Genomic DNA, 16,749 nt, shown 5'->3' with positions numbered 1-16,749 from the left:
TTGGTCGATGGAACCCGCTACCCCGCCCGTGGCCGGCGAAGCCGTGATCGACGCGCTCGTCCCCGTGGCCTTCGCCATCATGGCCGCGCTCAATCGGATCGGTGCGGAGAACGACCTGTCGCTGACGATGCTGCGCGTCATGGGCATTCTTCGCGACCGCCGGCCGCGAATGGCCGAGCTGGCCGATCACCTCGGTCTCGAAAAGCAGACGCTGTCGGGACTCATCGCGCGCGGCGAAAAGCGCGGGCTGGTGGCCCGCACCCCGAACGCCGATGACGGCAGGGCGACGGACGTTCTGCTGACTCGCGAAGGATATGCGTTGATCGGCCGCCTGTACGGCCAGTTCCGCGAAGCGCTGGCTCCCTTGATCGGCGAACTGGACGCCGCCGATCAGCGCACTCTGGAGGACCTGCTCACCCGAATGCAGGCCTCGCGTCGATCGAGCAGTCCGCTCTAGGCGAGCACCGCAAGCACGACGCCCTTGCCCTGAACCGTGCCCGGCTGGCCCAGGAACAGGTCGAACAGGCCGCGCGTGGGGTGCGAGAGCTGGTAGGTCTTGCCGCCGGTGGGAACCAGCCGGCTGTCCATTTCGAAATAGGCGATGAACGGCTGATGCCGGGCGAGGTCGGCCGGCCGATTGGGGTCCGCGGGCGAGCGTTCGAGCGCGGCCAGCGTCGCGGGCGCATTGCCTGCCTCGCCCATGATCAGGAAGCTGGTGCCGACGAGCTTCTCCCAATCCTCGACTTCGCTGCGCGTGAGCGGAACGGGCGGCGCCGACGCGACCGGCTGCGCAGGCGGCGCCGCGACGCTGCCCGATCCGGCGGAGCCGCATCCGGCCAGGCTCGTCGCCGCCACGCTCGCCAATCCGCCGAGCACGAAGCTCCGACGGGAACTCTCTGTATCTGTACGCATGGTGCCCCCAAAGCGGATCGTTTCCCCGCCGCTTTGGAGTCGCTGTAGCGCCTCGCGCGGCATTCCGCATCTGCAGAATTGGATAGATTCCCGCATCGGGACCTGGCCGGAGGCAATGCTCAGCAAATGCTCACGCTTTGCTCATGCCCTTCACCGCGCCCAACACGATGCTGCCTGCTTCGAACTGCGAAGGAGGAAGGCAATGGCGCAAATGGCGAACGGAGGGCGAGCGGGAGGCATGGTTCCGGGGAGGCTGCTCTTCTGGGGTGGCGCGGCGGCCCTGCTGACAATTCCGCTGCTCGCGCGATGGCCCTGGACAGCCTCCGATTTCCTGTTCGCCGCGGTGATGTTCGGTACCGTGGGCGGCATCTTCGAGCTGGCGATGCGGATGACCCCGAACCCCGCCTATCGCGCCGCGGTGGCAGTGGCGCTGGGGGCGTCCTTCCTCCTCGTGTGGATCAACGGCGCGGTGGGGATCATTGGCGACGAGGATAATGCCGCCAACCTGATGTACCTGGGCGTGATCGGCGTGGCGCTCGCCGGCGCGGCGATTGCCCTGTTCAAGGCGGCGGGCATGGCGCGCGCGATGTTCGCCGCGGCAGGTGCGCAGGGGGTGGTGACTGCGATCGTGCTGCTCGCCGGCCTCGGCGCGAACGAACCGCCGGGCGCTCTGGGCGTGCTGGGGCTGAACCTGTTCTTCCTGCTGCCCTGGCTGGTTTCGGGCGCGCTGTTCCGCAGGGCGGCGCGCGACGCTCAGCTATAGGCTTGGGGGAGCCAATTGCGCGTGACGGTGACTCGGTCGCCGACGCGCGCGACCTTGAAGAGCAGCGCCGCGAATTCGTCGGGAAGCCCGATGCAGCCGTGCGTGGCCCAGCGGTTCTCGACGAACTCGCCGCTGCCGTGGATCGAGATGCCGCCCCAGGTGAGCCGCATCATGTAGGGCATGGGGGCGCCATAGAGGTTCGAGATATGGCGCGCATTCTTCTGGAGGATCGGAAAGCTGCCGAGCGGAGTCGGCTTGTGGTCGGCACCGTAGATCAGGATGGTGCGGCCGATCTCGACGCCGCCGCGATAGACGTAGAGCGTGTCGCGGGCGAGGTCGGCGACGATCTCGAGGCGGCCGCTCGGCGCGCGCTGCGGCTCCCAGAGATATTCGCCGGGTTCGAGCGGGCTGTCGGTCTCGAGCACCGAATAGACGATCGGGACGCGGGACGCGGCAAGCGCCTCGGACGTCGAGACGAGGAGCAGCAGGACCATCGCCTTCGCGAGGAAGCGGGCGAGGCCGGAGAGGAGCGAGCGCCTGTTCATGGGCGCGATATCGCGCGGCTTTTGGCCGCTGAACAGCCCCCGAAAATGGCCTGTTCCGGGCAGGGACAGGGTGAACAAGTGTTAACCGTGATTGCTCGCGCGCGTGTCGGTGACCGGAATTTTCGGCGGCGCCCAAAGAAACGATGGGAAGAGAGGAATGGCCATGAAAGTCTCAGCCGGGCGCGCCGTGCGCTCGCCCCCGCATTACTTGCCACGACGTCGTCCATGCTCCTCTCTGCAGCCGAACCCCGGTACAGGAGCAGCTCGATAGCGGGTTAGTCGCGCTGCCCGCCGCGGGCGGCGGCACGCCCGACTCAGTCTATCGGCTGCAGGCAGTGTCGGCGACAGGCGCGACGTCCTCAACCTTGTCCCATCTGATGACGCGCCGCGTGGCGTTCGCTGAGCATCGCGGCGCACACCGCACGCGTCCGCTCGCGCACGTTGGACAGGCGCTCCTCGAGCACGCGTTCGCGCTCCTCTTCGACCACCGCGTCGAAATGGACATGCTCGGCGGGCGTCATCCCGAAGATCATCGACAGATACCGGCCGAACCCCTGGTACAGCGAAACCCACTGCCCCTGTTCCTCGAGCCACGGCAGCGTGGTGGCGGACGAGCTGAACTGCATCAGCCGCTTGCCCTGCAGCGCCGGCTGCGCGGCCCCTTGCCCGATGCCCGATGGATCGAAGCCGGCGCCGAGCACGCGTTCGACATAGCCCTTGATGATCGCAGGCGGCAGCCCGAACCAGACGGGATAGACGAAGGTGACGATCGTCGCGCCGCGCAGCAGATCGAGCTCGGCACGCAGGTCGGCCGAAGGCACGTTTCCAGAAGCGCCCGGCAGTTCCTCCGCCTTGAGCACCGGATCGAAGCCCAACGCATAGAGGTCGCGCACCACCGCTTCCTGGCCACAGGCGGCGACTTCGTCGCGATAGGCCTCGGCGACCGAATGGACGAAGCTGGGCCTGACCGGATGGCCCAGCACCACCAGATGGCGGATCGGCTCTGAATGTGCGTCGCCCATCACCCGCAATCCCTTGCCTGTCACCGCCCCAACGCGGTAGCGGGGACGCGTATCCCTCGCGCTTGCCCGCCGATGCGGCGAAGCGACGTTGACTTTGGGACGATTCCCGCTATGTGCGCGCCTTCGCAGATGGGGTTTGCCCTGCCTGCGTGCCGTCCGAGACAGCGAGTGGCCGGAATATGCCGGCCTTGATTTCTCGCCTAGACGGGGACTGATTTCATCGGCGCTTCCGCTATCCGGAGCGTCCGGGTCATGCCAGGGCTGGTCTCTGGCGCTGACGATCCTTCCCCTCGGACAATGTGTAACCGGAGCCTCTCGGGGCTCCATAACGAGGAGACCGGCATGGATCGTTCCCAGAAGACCGACGCCGTTGCCGAGCTGAACCGCACCTTCAACGAGGTCGGCGTGGTGGTCGTCACCCGCAACCTCGGGATGACCGTCAAGCAGTCGACGGACCTCCGCAACAAGATGCGCGACGCCGGTGCGAGCTACAAGGTCAGCAAGAACCGCCTTGCCAAGATTGCCGCCGAGGGCACCGATTATTCGGTGATCGCGGACCTGCTCAAGGGTCCGACGGCGCTTGCCACCTCCGCCGATCCCGTGGCTGCGGCCAAGATCGCGGTGGAATTCGCCAAGACGAACGACAAGCTCGAGATCGTCGGCGGCGCAATGGGCAAGCAGCTGCTCGACGCGAACGGCGTCAAGGCACTCGCCTCGCTGCCGTCGCTGGACGAACTGCGTGGCAAGCTCGTGGGCCTCATCGCCGCTCCGGCGACCAAGCTCGCGACCGTCACCCAGGCTCCGGCCGCGCAGCTCGCGCGCGTCTTCGGCGCCTATGCGGCCAAGGACGCCGCATAAGCGGCTCTTGCAAGACTATTTACCTGAAACATCTGATTTGATTGGAGTTTATCATGGCTGACCTGAACGCGATTGTTGACCAGCTTTCGGAACTGACCGTCCTCGAGGCCGCTGAGCTCTCGAAGCTGCTCGAAGAGAAGTGGGGCGTCTCGGCCGCCGCTGCTGTTGCGGTTGCTGCTCCGGGTGCCGGCGGCGGTGCCGCTGCTCCGGCCGCGGAAGAGAAGACCGAGTTCGACGTGATCCTCACCGGCGACGGTGGCAAGAAGATCAACGTCATCAAGGAAGTCCGCGCGATCACCAACCTCGGCCTGACCGAGGCGAAGGCTCTCGTCGAGGGCGCGCCGAAGGCCGTCAAGGAAGGCGTGTCGAAGGACGAAGCCGAGAAGATCAAGAAGCAGCTCGAGGAAGCCGGCGCGACCGTCGAGGTCAAGTAAGCTTCTTCTGCTTCATGGCAGAGAACGAAAGGGCGGTCCCTCGGGACCGCCCTTTTTCGTTGGGCCGTTACTGCGTGCCGCCGGCGCGGATCGCCCACCCCTGCTCGCCGCAGCCCGGGCAGTTGGCCGGCACGCGCGTGAAGTCGTTGGTGATGCCGAAGGCTTCGGTGAGCGGCTTCACTTGCCGCGGCGCGACCTTGAGCTCGGTGGCGATGCACGCATCGCAGAGCGCCTGGGGGCTGCGGGCTTCGAGAAGGTCTGCAATCTGTTTGGCTAGCATCGCCGAAATCTAGGAAAGCCGCTGCAAGCCCTTCAATAACCCAAATTAATCTTAAACCCGCGCATTCTTCATGCCGCTACCGGTGCCGGGCGGGGCACGTAGCGGGTGGCGGCAAGCGGCGCGGCGGGGGCGCGGTCGAGCCAGATCGGGCCGAGCTTGGCCCCCTGCCCCGCAGTGCCGACCATGAAGTCCGCGCCGAAGCGCCGGATACTGAGACCGCCGCGCCAGCGCAGATCGACCATCACCATCGGCACGAACATCGGCCGGCCGCCGACCTGGACCACATGGATATGCTCGCGGCGGACGCGCAGCCGCACCGGCATGCGCCCGCCCGCGCCCGGCGGCAGGTCGAAGGGCTCGCCCGCGGCCTCGACCATCGGATTGGCGTGGAAGCCCATGATCTGCCGATCCTGGTCGGGATTTGCGCTGATCAGCGCGAGCGAGGGGCGTATCGCCTCGGCGGCGCCCGTCTGGCGGTTGCCGATCAGCAGTTCGAGATCGATCAGCACTTCCTGGTCGCCGAGTTCGATGCGCGCCGGACGCAGCACGATTTCGAAGGGGTCGGAAACCGCCGCGGGCGCCACGGGAGCGACCGGCGCGGTGGTGGGCCGCGGCGGAACGGCAGGGCGCGGCGGCACCGGATCGGGGCGCGGCCCCAGCCCCGGCGGCGCGGCGGGCACGCGCGGCTGTGGGATCGGTGCGAGCTCGACGGCGGGCCCGCTTTCCTCCTCGAAGCCCTGACGACGGCGACGCAGCGCCCAGATGCCGGCCAGGACGATCGCCATGCCCGCAGCGCCGCCGAGCGCCCACAGCCAACCGGGCGTGCCCGCGGGCCCTTCGACCGGAGCGGCAGCAGGGGTAGGCTGCGCCTGGGATATGGTCACCGGCTGCGCGACGATCGGCTGGTCGCCCGTAGGCGCAACCGGCGCCGCGTCGGGCGTGGCTGTGGCCCCGGGAGCAGGGGTTGGCGCAGCGGTGCGGGCTGCAGGCTGTGCCGTGCGTCCTGCGGGAGCGCGGGCGCTGCGTACCGGCGGTGGCGGAGCCTGGGTCGCGACCGGAGTCGGCGTGGGTGCCGGTGCCGGGGCGGGCGCTGCGTTGCCGCCGATCGAGTAACGCTCGGGCACCACATTGGGCAGGTACATGACGTTGGGCGGCGGCGAGCGCGTCGGAGCGGGTGCCGGCGCCGGGGCCGGGGCCGGGGCCGGGGCCGGGGCCGGGGCCGGGGCAGGTGCTGGGGCCGGTGCGGTCGGCTGGGTCTGCTGCGCGTGCACGGCCGGCGCGGCGAACGCGGCCAAGGCTGCCGCGGCGCAGCTCGTCAGCGGGCCGATGCGATAGTTGCGATACTCCACGCTCCACCTCTAGCCGGTCCAAGCTGAATTGCAGATTGCACGCGGCGCATATTAGCCCCGGCTCGTCTCAGGGCACCGTCACGCGCTGGAAGGGAACATTGGCCAGCTCGGGCAATGCCTTGAGCTGCGGCTCGACTGTCTTGAGGTCGCCCACCGCCACCAACGTCATCCGCTCGAGCGGATAGCCGGCCTTGGCCGAAGCCATCATCGCCTCGGGCGTGACCGACATCACCGCGGGCACATAGCGGTCGGTCCAGTCGGCCGGCAGCCCCAGCATGTCGCGCGTCGCCAGCGTCCCCACCAGCGCGGGCGAGGTCGAGTTCTGGATCGCGAACACGCCCGCCAGATAGGTACGGATGCCCTTCGACTCTTCCGCCGGCGCCGGCTCGGACTGCATCCGCCGGACTTCCTTGAAGACTTCCTTGAGCGCGTCGCCGGTGACGTTGGTGGTCACATCGGCCTCGAAGGTCCACAGCGCCTCCTCCGGGTTGAAGGCGATCCCGGAGCTGGGCGAATAGGTATAGCCCTTGTCCTCGCGAATGTTGGTGGTGATGCGCGAGCTGAAGGCGCCGCCGAGCAGCGCATTGGTGACGCGCTGGGGAATGTCGGCGTCGGTGCCCGCGCGCGCCGCGTCGAAGGCGAGGCGCAGCGTGGTCTGCGGCGCGCCGGGGCGGTCGACCAGCACCACCTTCGGCCCCTGCGCATGCGGGCTGGTTAGCGCGAGCGGCTCGGGCCCCGGCTTCCAGCCGGCGAACGCCTTTTCGATCGCCGCCTTCACCGCGGCGGCATCGAACTTGCCGGCGACATAGAGATGCGCCCGCTTCGCCCCGAACTGCGCGGCGTGGAAGCGCCTGGCGTCGTCGATCGAATAGCCGGCGAGCTGCGCCTGGGTGGGGATCACCCGGCCATAGGGGTGGTTGGGCCCATAGACGGTGCGCGCGAGCGCGACATCGGCGAGCGTGCCCGGCTCGGAGAGCGCGACGGCGAGCTGGCGGCCGATCGAGGCCTTGACCCGCGCGAGCTCGCTTGCGGGAAAGTCCGGGCGGATCGCGACGTCGCCGATCAGCGCGACGGCCTCGGGCGCATGCTCCGAAAGCACATTCATCGTGATCGCAGTGGTCTGCAGCCCCGCGCTCACGTCGAGGTCGCCGCCCATCGAGGCCGCGGCAGTGGCGAGTTGGTTGGCCGAGCGCCCCCCTGCCCCTTCCTTCATCATCGCGGCGGTGACTTCGGAGAGCCAGGTCTGGTCGCCGTCGGTTGCGTTGCCCGCGCGGACGCGCAGCGACACCACCGCCTTTGGCGCGATGCCATAGGGCACGAGCGTGACCTGCATCCCGTTGGCGAGCGTGAAGCTCTCGGTCGCGGGCAGCTTGAAGGGCTTGGGCTCGGCGATCGGCGGCGCGGGCGGGAAATCCTGCGCCAGCGCGGGCGTGGCGGCCGAGGCCAGGCAGATCGCGACGAGCGCGCGCTTCATTCCACGGCGCATCAGCGGCCTCCCTGCGGCTTGGCGGCGCCCTGGGCGGCGCCGGGCTCGACCACGTAGATCGAGCGGTTGGTCTTGCGCAGATATTCCTGCGCGGTCTTCTGGATCAGCGCGGGCGTGACCTGCGCGAAGCCCTGCTCGATGCGGTTCACTGCCTGCGGATCCTTGTCGAACAGCGCATAGGAGGCGAGCAGGTTGACCAGCCCGATCCGTCCGCCGGAATCGATCGTCGAATAGAGCTGCGAGCGCATCTTGGTGCGCGCCCGCTCCAGCTCGGCGGCACTGACCGGCTTGGTGCGAAGATCGTCGATCACGCTGTCGACCGCGGCGGTGATCTGCTCGCGGCTGTGGTCGGGATCGTGGGTGAAGTTCACGCTCCACAGCATCGGGCCGTTATAGTCGAACATGTCGCCCAGGCCCCAGTTGATCCCGCCATCGACCTCTCCGGTGATCGCGGCTTCCTGGACGAGCTTGCGGTGCAGCCGGCTATCGTCGCCCTGGACGAGCATCTGGTCGATCAGCCCCATCGCATACCATTCGGGGGTGCCGCGCTTCGGCACGTGATAGCCGAAGGCGAAGCCGGGCTTGGGCGCGAGCGCGTCGACGCGGCTCTTGAACTTCTCCTCGGTCTGGCGCGGCTCGGAGATGTCGGGGAGCGCGACCGCGGGCTTCTTCGCCAGCGGGCCGAAATATTTCTCCACCATCGCGCGGGTGGCGGCATAATCGATGTCGCCCGCGACCACGAGCACGGCGTTGCTCGGGCGATAGAAGCTGTCCGAGAAGGATTTGGCGTCGGGCACCGTCGCCGCCTCGATCTCCTTCAGGTCGCCGTAGAAATTGTGGCTGTTGTACCAGTTGGTGTTGGCCAGCATCGGCAGATCGATCCACGGCCAGGTCGAATAGGGCTGGTTGAGGACGTTGACCTTGACCTCGTTGCCCACCACGCCCTGCTGGTTCTTGAGCACGGTCTCGTCGATCACCGGATTGGCCATGCGATCGGCCTCGAGCCACAGCAGCCGCTCGAGCGCGCCCGAGGGGGTGACTTCGTAATAGTTGGTGAAATCGAAGCGCGTGGAACCGTTGTTGAACCCGCCGGCGTTGGTGATGGTGGTGTCGAACACGCCCTTGGGCGCGTGCTTCGAGCCCTGGAACATCAGATGCTCGAACAGATGCGCGAAACCGGTGCGCTCGCGCGGCTCGATGCGAAACCCGATGCCGTAATAGACTGCAACCGTCACCGTGGGCGCGATGCTGTCCCTGGTCAGCACCACGCGCAGGCCGTTGGGCAGCGTGAAATACTGCATGTCGACGTTGAGCGCGCTCGCCGCGGCGGACGACGACGCAGTCTGGGCGATCGCCGGGCCGGACAGGGCCGTGGCGGCGAGCGCGAGCGCGAGGCTCCATTGCTTCATCGGTCTGATTCCCCTCGGACCCGGTGACTGTGTTGGTGGATTAGTACGGCAATGGCAGGGGAAGGCAAGTGTGGGTCAACCGCCCGAATTCCATACGTTCTGCATTATGAAACTGGCGACAGGCCTTCCCTGTGCATCCCGGGCCGGTTCATACTTGGCGCGGCGCGACAAGGCTCGGCAGACGATGTCGGCGAACGAGTCCGGGCTGGGCCGCGAAAGCGCATTGCAGCGCGCAACGTTGCCGGCCGCATCGACGTCGAGCCGGAACCGGACGGACCCGCTGGCGCCGTTGTTCAGCGTGCCGGTCGGAAAATCGCTGGACAGGAGCCAGTTAGCCGGCTCGCCGACCGGCTTCAGCGGGCGGCTGAGCGTCGCCTGAACCTTGGGGTCATAGCCCCAGCTCTCAACAAGCGTCGTCATGCAATGGCGCATCAGTTCGAAAGGCTCGCGCATCGAACCGAATTCCAGGCGGAACGTCGGCTTGTGCTTGATCGACACTGTAGCGCTGTGAACCGCTGCTTCCATATCGGGTGTGACCGGAGGCGCAGTTTCGCCTTCCTTCAGCGGCCACTCCCCCTTCCGCGGCCATCCATCGAGACGCTCTTCGCCGAAGAATATCGCAGGGAGCTCGCCAAGCGAGCCTGTCCGGAAGCCCTGAGTCTCGACAGGCGCGCCTGGGAGCCCGAAATCGAGCAGGGCCTGGGGCCTGCCATTTATCTTGAGCCGGTTGCCAAAGATCGAGAAATCAAAGCCGTCTCCCGGCTGATAGCGGGAGAAGCGCGCAAGGACCGACCCGTCGCCGCTTCCAAACTGTGCCGTTAGGTGACAGCGGTCGCGGTCATGGTCGATTACCCATTGGCCGTTACGCTTCAGCACCTCGGGCTCGGGATCCTTGGCGACCGCAATCGCCGGAAGTGCCGCAGCAGCGGCGAAAACCATCCCCCATTTTAACATTGGCAAAATGCCCCCTTCGAACCGCGTGGACCGCCTAACCCGGCAGCAGACCGCAGGGAAGCGTTCACCGCAGCACCGACACTCGCCGCAGCGCCGCTTCCATCCCCCTTGCCCAGCTCGTCTCGTCCTGCGCCTCGAGCGGGATGTCGGGCCTTTGCCCCTCGATCTCGTTGGTGCCGTCGGCGAGGAAGCGGGCGCAATTGGGCATGCGGACCTCGAGCCCGGCGCGTTCGAGCCGCAGCCGGCCGCCGCCGTTCGCATAGCCGCAGCCGGCGCCGAGCGTCTTCTCGCCGATCAGCGTCGCGGCCTTGTTCTGGTGGAGCCAGGCAGCAAAGTCTTCGGTCGCCGAGGCGCTGCCCTTGTCGGCGTAGATCAGCAGCGGCCCGCGCCACGCGCCCTTGCCCTGGATCTCGCGCTGCTCCGCCGCACCGCCGAGCACCGGGCAGACCGCGCCCCCGGCCCAGATCGCCGAGCGGTCGCACTTGGGCGCCGCGAGACGCGGTTCGCTGCGGACGAGGCGGCGCGGCGTCATCAGCGCGACCACCTCCTCCACCCATTCGCTGCCGCCGCCGTTTCCGCTGACGTCGACCAGCAGCCGCAGCGCCCCCTGCGCGCGGAGCTGGGCCATGGCGCGGGCGATCTGGAGGTCGAGCTGGTGCCGCGTCGCCGCGCGCAGCCTGTCGGCGTCCATCCCGGCGCGGAAGGCGCGGCGGCAGGCGGGGAGATAGCGCATGTCGTCGAAGCTGCCGATGCGCAGCACGCCGGTGTCGCCGACCATCGCGATCGGGAAGTCATCATCGGAGGCGCTGCGCGGGCGCCAGCCGGTGACGCGGCTCCAGCGCTCGGCGAAGCCGCTGCGGTCGTCGCGGTAGCCCGCGGCTTCGCAGCTGTCGACGGGGAGGCTCTGCTGCGCCTCGCTCGGCGCGGTGGCGGGTTCGGGCTTGCCGCCCATCGCGAGGGCAAGCTTCAGATGCGGGTCGGCGAAGGCGGCGACGAAGCGGCGCAGCGCCAGATACGCCTGGACGTGCGACCAGGCGGAATCGAGCGAGGCCCGGGTCTCGGCGTCGAGCGTGGCGAGGTCGAGCTTGCGGTGGTCGCGGATCCAGTCGAGATTGGCATAGGTCTGCGCCATCTCGCGCTTGAGCAGGCCATAGTCGCGCTTCCAGCCCGCGCGGTCGAAGGTCGCGACATCGAGGATCGCGGCGCCGACCACGGCCAGCAGCGCGAGCCCGAAGACCCATTTGAACACGCGGACCATCCGCCCTCCCCCACTTGCCGCGGCACGCTAGCGGGGGTGAGAGAGGGGCTCAAGTTGCGGGGTTCGGGATCGTTTTTTGTTCACGCAAAGGCGCGAAGGCGCGAAGAGGTTCGCCGCCGCGGCAGCGGCGGGAATCCCGGAAAGCGCTCCGAGGGCCGCTGCGCGGCGCCACTGGCTGAAGCCTCTTCGCGTCTTCGCGCCTTTGCGTGAACGCCTCTTTCCGTCATCCCCGCGAAGGCGGGGACCCAGAGCCACCAGGGCATCGCCCGTGATTCCTGGATCCCCGCTTTCGGGGTGACGGTGGAGCGTCCTACTTCGCCGCCGCCGCCGACTGGTCGAGCGGGACCACCGGGAGGAGCACGTTGCTCGACTGGGCGCCGCCGTACATCAGCGTCACCGTCGCCTTCTGATAGTCCTCGGGCTTGGCGAAGAAGATGTTGGGCACGAACTTCTGCGGGTTGCGGTCATAGACCGGGAACAGGCTCGACTGGACCTGTACCATGATCCGGTGCCCCGGCTGGAAGACGTGGTTCACCGTCGGCAGGCGGAACTTGTACTCCTGCACCTTGCCCGCGGGGATCGCGGTCGGATGCTCGAACGAGTTGCGATAGCGGCCGCGGAAGATGTCCAGCGCGATGGGAAGCTGGAAGCCGCCCATCTCCTTCTTGGTCGCCATCTCGTCGGGATAGACGTCGATGACCTTGACGACGAAGTCGCCGTCGGTGCCCGTCGTCTTGGCGAAGAGATCGGCGATCGGCGCACCCGAGACGCGGACCGGCGCGGTCAGCGGTTCGGTCATATAGGTCATCACGTCGGTCCGGCCGTCGACGAAGCGCTGGTCGGTGACCAGATAGGTCGACCAGCGGCCGTCCTGGAAGTTGACCGGCCGCGGCAGGTGCGGGACCGGCTTGGCAGGATCCGAGACGTAGCTGTCCGAGCCCGCGCCCGGCTTGTCGAAGCCCAGCCGCTCGGCCGACTTGAGGTAGATCGGCGTGAGCTTCTGGTCGCAGCCATTGTCGCAGGCGAGCGGCCACTTGCTGAGATAGTCCCAGCGATTGTCGCCGGTGTTGTAGAAGCTCGCCTTGGCCGGCGTGAAGGGCGGCGCGCCGTCCTTCAGATAGGCGTTGAAGAAGGGCAGCAGGATGTCACGGCGCGCCTGGAGCGCCGTGTCGCCCTCGAACTCGAGCTGGCCGAGCTTCGAACCGTTGTAGTTGAAGCCCGAATGGCGCCACGGCCCCATCAGCAGGAAGTTCCTGTCGGCCGCCGGGGTCTTCTGCATTTCCTCCCAGGCGTGGATCGCGCCGTACATGTCCTCGTGATCCCAGATGCCCTGCTCCCAGAGGGTGGGGACGTTCGAAGGCTTCTGCGCGATCAGCTTGTCGAGCGCCTGGAGCTGCCAGAATTCGTCATAGGCCACGTGCTGGCTCATCTTGTTCCACATCGGCAGCTGGTCGTAGCCGAACTTCTTCGCCCAATCGCCGGCCGAGCCGACGCGGCGGAAGGTGTCGTAATCGTCCCAGTCGGGTCGGTTGGGCGCCTTGCCGTCGCCCTTGTAGCCGGTCTGCGCGCCGATCCAGCCGATGTTGGCGAGGCGGAAGGCGCCATAGTGGAACCAGTCGTCGCCCATCCAGCCGTCGATCATCGGGCTCTCGGGCGCGGCGACCTTGAGCGCAGGGTGCGGGTTGAGCAGCGCCATCACCACGGTGAAGCCCTCGTAGCTCGAGCCGAGCATGCCGACCTTGCCGTTGGTCTCGGGGATGTTCTTGACCATCCAGTCGATCGAGTCCCACGCATCGGTGGTGTGATCGACCTTGGTCGGGTTGAGCGGCCCCACCGGCGGGCGCGTGATGACGTAGTCGCCCTCCGAGCGGTACTTGCCGCGGATGTCCTGGAAGACGCGGATATAGCCCGCCTTGACGAACACCTCGTCGCCCTCGGGCAGCGCGTTGATCATCGTGGTGCTGTCGGTCCGCTTGACGCGGCCGTTGGCGTTGTAGGGCGTGCGCGTGAACAGGATCGGCGCGTTCTTCGCACCCTTGGGGATGACGATGACGGTGTAGAGCTTCACCCCGTCGCGCATCGGGATCATCACTTCGCGCTTGATGAAGTCGCCGGGTTGCTCGGGCGGCGTGAAGTTCGCCGGGATGTCGTTGAACGGCTGCGCGGGCTGCCCCTGCTGCGCGAGCGCGGGCGAGGCGAGGAAAGCGGTTCCAGCGAGAAGGACGGTAAGGATCTTGGTCATCGGCTGCATGTCTCCAGCGGGAAGCTGCTCGATAGGCGCAAATCCGCGCGCGTGAAAAGAGCCGCCCCGTTGGAAGGAACCATGACGCGCCGCTTGTTTCCGGGGTTTGTCGTTCGCCTCACAGCCGTCGGCGAGCGGGCCGAGGGCGGGATTTTTGTTCACGCAAAGGCGCAAAGACGCGAAGATGCCGCCCTGCCCTGCGAGCGATCGCGCCGCGCAAGCGGCAGCTATTGCCGATCTCGAGGATTCCAGCCGCTGTCGCGGTACCAGATCCCTTTGCGCCTTTGCGTGAACAAAAAAATCGAGCCGCCGCCGCCACACCCATCGGTTTGACAGACCCGCCCCGCGCTCCTATATCGCGCTTCTTCCACAGCACCGGGAAATGATGCGTCGTCGCGCAACGCATCGGTCGAATGGGTGTCGTGGACCTGACGAGGACGCTGGGAGCTGCCGAATTCCACAAGGAAGTCGAGCGGCCTTTCTGCGTCCTTTCGCACGTCCCGGCCCCGGATCACGGGCACCGAAATTACGCCCCCGCCCCGGCAGGGGCAAACTTACGGCTGACGAGGCAAAAACACCCATGGCTACCAAGGCAATCGAGGGCGGCACGATGAAGCGCCGCATCCGCAAGGTGTTCGGCGACATCCACGAAGTGGTGCAGATGCCGAACCTGATCGAGGTTCAGCGCGAATCCTACGAACAGTTCCTGCGGAGCGATCCCTCGATCGGCTACGTCTCGGGCCTGGAGAAGACGCTGCGCTCGGTCTTCCCGATCCGCGACTTCGCCGGCACCGCCGAGCTCGACTTCGTCAACTATGAGCTCGAGCCGCCGAAGTTCGACGTCGAAGAGTGCCGCCAGCGCGGCATCACCTATGCGGCGCCGATGCGCGTGACGCTGCGCCTGATCGTGTTCGAGGTGGATCCCGATACCGAGGCCCGTTCGGTCCTCGATATCAAGGAGCAGGACGTCTACATGGGCGACATGCCGCTCATGACCGAGAACGGCACCTTCTTCATCAACGGCACCGAGCGCGTCATCGTCAGCCAGATGCACCGTTCGCCGGGCGTGCTGTTCGATCATGACCGCGGCAAGACCCATGCCTCGGGCAAGTATCTCTTCGCGGCGCGCGTGATCCCGTATCGCGGCTCGTGGCTCGACTTCGAGTTCGACGCCAAGGACATCGTCAACGTCCGCATCGACCGCAAGCGCAAGCTGCCGGTGACCACGCTGCTCTACGCCCTGGGCCTGAACAGCGAGGACATCCTCAACTATTTCTACAACCGCGTAACCTTCGTCCGCGGCCAGGGCGGCTGGCAGATCCCCTTCCAGCCCGAGAACTGGCGCGGCGCCAAGCCGATGTTCGACATCGTCGACGCCAAGTCGGGCGAGGTCGTGTTCCCGGCCGGCCAGAAGATCAGCCCCCGCGCTGCCAACAAGGCGGCCAAGGACGGTCTCGAGACGCTGCTCATCCCGACCGAGGAAATCTTCGGCCGCTACAGCGCCTATGACCTGATCAACGAAGCGACCGGCGAGATCTACATCGAGGCCGGCGACGAAGTCTCGGCCGAGAACCTCGAGAAGCTCGACAAGGCGGGCATCGACCGCATCGAGCTGCTCGACATCGACCACATCGCCACGGGTCCGTGGATCCGCAACACGCTCAAGGCCGACAAGGCCGAGGAGCGCGAGCAGGCGCTGGCCGACATCTACCGCGTCATGCGCCCCGGCGAGCCGCCGACGCTCGAGACCGCGGAATCGCTGTTCGCCGGCCTGTTCTTCGACCCCGAGCGCTACGACCTCTCGGCCGTGGGCCGCGTGAAGCTCAACATGCGCCTCGAGCTCGACGCCGAGGACACCGTCACCACGCTGCGCACCGAGGACATCCTCGCCGTCGTGAAGACCCTCGTCGACCTCAAGGACGGCAAGGGCGAAGTCGACGACATCGACAACCTCGGCAACCGCCGCGTTCGCTCGGTGGGCGAGCTGCTCGAGAACCAGTATCGCGTCGGCCTGCTCCGCATGGAGCGCGCCGTTAAGGAGCGTATGAGCTCGGTCGACGTGTCGACCGTCATGCCGAACGACCTGATCAACGCGAAGCCGGCCGTGGCTGCCGTCCGCGAGTTCTTCGGCTCGTCGCAGCTGTCGCAGTTCATGGACCAGACCAACCCGCTTTCCGAAGTGACGCACAAGCGTCGCGTCTCGGCGCTCGGGCCGGGCGGCCTCACCCGCGAGCGCGCGGGCTTCGAAGTCCGCGACGTCCATCCGACCCACTATGGCCGTATCTGCCCGATCGAGACGCCGGAAGGGCCGAACATCGGTCTGATCAACTCGCTTGCAAGCTTCAGCCGCGTCAACAAGTACGGCTTCATCGAGACGCCGTACCGCAAGGTCGTCGACGGCAAGGTGACCAACGAGGTCGTCTATCTCTCGGCGATGGAAGAGGCCAAGCACACGATCGCCCAGGCTTCGGCCGAGGTCGATGCGGAAGGCCGCTTCACCGAGGAGCTGATCTCGGCCCGTCAGGCCGGCGAATTCCTGATGGCGCTGCCGGAGACGGTGACGCTGATGGACGTCAGCCCCAAGCAGCTCGTCTCGGTCGCCGCGTCGCTGATCCCGTTCCTCGAGAACGACGACGCCAACCGCGCGCTTATGGGCTCGAACATGCAGCGCCAGGCCGTGCCGCTGGTGAAGGCGGAAGCGCCCTTCGTCGGCACCGGCATGGAAGAGACCGTCGCCCGTGACTCGGGTGCCGCGATCGCCGCCAAGCGCGCCGGCATTGTCGATCAGGTCGACGCGACCCGTATCGTCGTCCGCGCCACCGGCGACGTCGAGGCCACCGAGAGCGGCGTCGACATCTACACGCTGATGAAGTTCCAGCGCTCGAACCAGTCGACCTGCATCAACCAGCGTCCGCTGGTGAAGGTGGGCGACGTGGTCTCGGCCGGCGACATCATCGCCGACGGTCCCTCGACCGAGTTCGGCGAGCTCGCGCTGGGCCGCAACGCGCTCGTCGCGTTCATGCCCTGGAACGGCTACAACTATGAGGACTCGATCCTCATCAGCGAGCGGATCGTGAAGGACGACGTGTTCACGTCGATCCACATCGACGAGTTCGAAGTCATGGCCCGCGACACCAAGCTCGGGCCGGAGGACATCACCCGCGACATCCCCAACGTCGGCGAGGAAGCGCTGCGCAACCTCGACGAGGCGGGCATCGTCTACATCGGCGCCGAAGT

The 16,749-nt window shown here is 67.2% G+C and carries 16 protein-coding genes; 6 read left to right on the top strand and 10 right to left on the bottom strand.

Annotated features, from left to right (window positions below; all coding sequences use genetic code 11):
- Positions 1 to 7 precede the first annotated feature (7 nt).
- A complete protein-coding gene (locus J7500_RS17610; protein WP_294063359.1) occupies positions 8 to 457 on the top strand; it encodes a MarR family transcriptional regulator in 450 nt (149 codons plus the stop codon).
- Here the strand turns inward: J7500_RS17610 and J7500_RS17605 are convergent.
- Positions 454 to 912 carry a hypothetical protein gene (locus J7500_RS17605; RefSeq protein WP_294063358.1) on the bottom strand — a complete coding sequence of 153 codons (459 nt, stop codon included), beginning with the start codon at positions 910 to 912 and terminating at the stop codon, positions 454 to 456. The two genes, J7500_RS17610 and J7500_RS17605, sit on opposite strands and share 4 nt — an antisense overlap.
- 238 nt (positions 913 to 1,150) lie before the next feature.
- Here J7500_RS17605 and J7500_RS17600 point away from each other — a divergent pair, with 238 nt between their 5' ends.
- Positions 1,151 to 1,675 carry a hypothetical protein gene (locus J7500_RS17600; protein ID WP_294063357.1) on the top strand — a complete coding sequence of 175 codons (525 nt, stop codon included), beginning with the start codon at positions 1,151 to 1,153 and terminating at the stop codon, positions 1,673 to 1,675.
- On the opposite strand, the gene J7500_RS17595 is transcribed toward J7500_RS17600, so the two are convergent.
- Complete coding sequence (locus J7500_RS17595; RefSeq protein WP_294063355.1) at positions 1,666 to 2,220, bottom strand: L,D-transpeptidase family protein; 555 nt, start codon at positions 2,218 to 2,220, stop codon at positions 1,666 to 1,668. The two genes, J7500_RS17600 and J7500_RS17595, sit on opposite strands and share 10 nt — an antisense overlap.
- Positions 2,221 to 2,579: 359 nt before the next feature.
- Positions 2,580 to 3,242, bottom strand: a complete 663-nt coding sequence (locus J7500_RS17590) for an NAD(P)H-dependent oxidoreductase (protein ID WP_294063353.1) — start codon at positions 3,240 to 3,242, stop codon at positions 2,580 to 2,582.
- A 342-nt stretch (positions 3,243 to 3,584) separates the two neighbouring features.
- Here J7500_RS17590 and rplJ point away from each other — a divergent pair, with 342 nt between their 5' ends.
- Both rplJ and rplL read left to right on the top strand, forming a co-directional pair.
- On the top strand, positions 3,585 to 4,100 hold the full coding sequence (gene rplJ / locus J7500_RS17585; RefSeq protein WP_294063352.1) for a 50S ribosomal protein L10: 516 nt from the start codon (positions 3,585 to 3,587) through the stop codon (positions 4,098 to 4,100).
- Positions 4,101 to 4,153: 53 nt separating this feature from the next.
- A complete protein-coding gene (gene rplL / locus J7500_RS17580; protein ID WP_294063351.1) occupies positions 4,154 to 4,534 on the top strand; it encodes a 50S ribosomal protein L7/L12 in 381 nt (126 codons plus the stop codon).
- Between the two features lie 67 nt (positions 4,535 to 4,601).
- Here the strand turns inward: rplL and J7500_RS17575 are convergent, their stop codons facing one another.
- The 7 genes from J7500_RS17575 to J7500_RS17545 form a co-directional block, all read right to left on the bottom strand.
- Positions 4,602 to 4,814, bottom strand: coding sequence for a hypothetical protein (locus tag J7500_RS17575; RefSeq protein ID WP_294063349.1), 213 nt, complete (start codon positions 4,812 to 4,814; stop codon positions 4,602 to 4,604).
- Positions 4,815 to 4,882: 68 nt separating this feature from the next.
- A complete protein-coding gene (locus J7500_RS17570; protein WP_294063348.1) occupies positions 4,883 to 6,163 on the bottom strand; it encodes a hypothetical protein in 1,281 nt (426 codons plus the stop codon).
- 67 nt (positions 6,164 to 6,230) lie between these two features.
- Complete coding sequence (locus J7500_RS17565) at positions 6,231 to 7,649, bottom strand: pitrilysin family protein (protein ID WP_294063347.1); 1,419 nt, start codon at positions 7,647 to 7,649, stop codon at positions 6,231 to 6,233.
- Positions 7,649 to 9,058: a pitrilysin family protein gene (locus J7500_RS17560; protein WP_294063346.1), complete on the bottom strand. Its 1,410-nt coding sequence runs from the start codon at positions 9,056 to 9,058 to the stop codon at positions 7,649 to 7,651. Before J7500_RS17560 ends, J7500_RS17565 begins: the two co-directional genes overlap by 1 nt.
- Positions 9,059 to 9,133: 75 nt before the next feature.
- Positions 9,134 to 9,997, bottom strand: a complete 864-nt coding sequence (locus tag J7500_RS17555) for an energy transducer TonB (RefSeq protein ID WP_294063344.1) — start codon at positions 9,995 to 9,997, stop codon at positions 9,134 to 9,136.
- Positions 9,998 to 10,076: 79 nt separating this feature from the next.
- A complete protein-coding gene (locus tag J7500_RS17550) occupies positions 10,077 to 11,270 on the bottom strand; it encodes a S41 family peptidase (RefSeq protein WP_294063342.1) in 1,194 nt (397 codons plus the stop codon).
- A 310-nt stretch (positions 11,271 to 11,580) separates the two neighbouring features.
- The gene (locus tag J7500_RS17545) at positions 11,581 to 13,512 is read right to left on the bottom strand and encodes a CocE/NonD family hydrolase (RefSeq protein ID WP_294063340.1); all 1,932 of its coding nucleotides are present in this window, start codon (positions 13,510 to 13,512) and stop codon (positions 11,581 to 11,583) included.
- An 81-nt stretch (positions 13,513 to 13,593) separates the two neighbouring features.
- Here J7500_RS17545 and J7500_RS17540 point away from each other — a divergent pair, with 81 nt between their 5' ends.
- Both J7500_RS17540 and rpoB read left to right on the top strand, forming a co-directional pair.
- On the top strand, positions 13,594 to 13,845 hold the full coding sequence (locus tag J7500_RS17540) for a hypothetical protein (protein ID WP_294063338.1): 252 nt from the start codon (positions 13,594 to 13,596) through the stop codon (positions 13,843 to 13,845).
- Positions 13,846 to 14,092: 247 nt separating this feature from the next.
- Positions 14,093 to 16,749: DNA-directed RNA polymerase subunit beta (rpoB, locus tag J7500_RS17535; protein WP_294063336.1), on the top strand; the 2,657-nt coding region annotated here is incomplete at its 3' end.

Source organism: Sphingomonas sp., assembly GCF_017744835.1.
GTDB lineage: Bacteria > Pseudomonadota > Alphaproteobacteria > Sphingomonadales > Sphingomonadaceae > Sphingomonas.
Note: the sequence above shows the minus strand (reverse complement) of the source record. Positions and strands in the feature narration are given on the sequence as shown.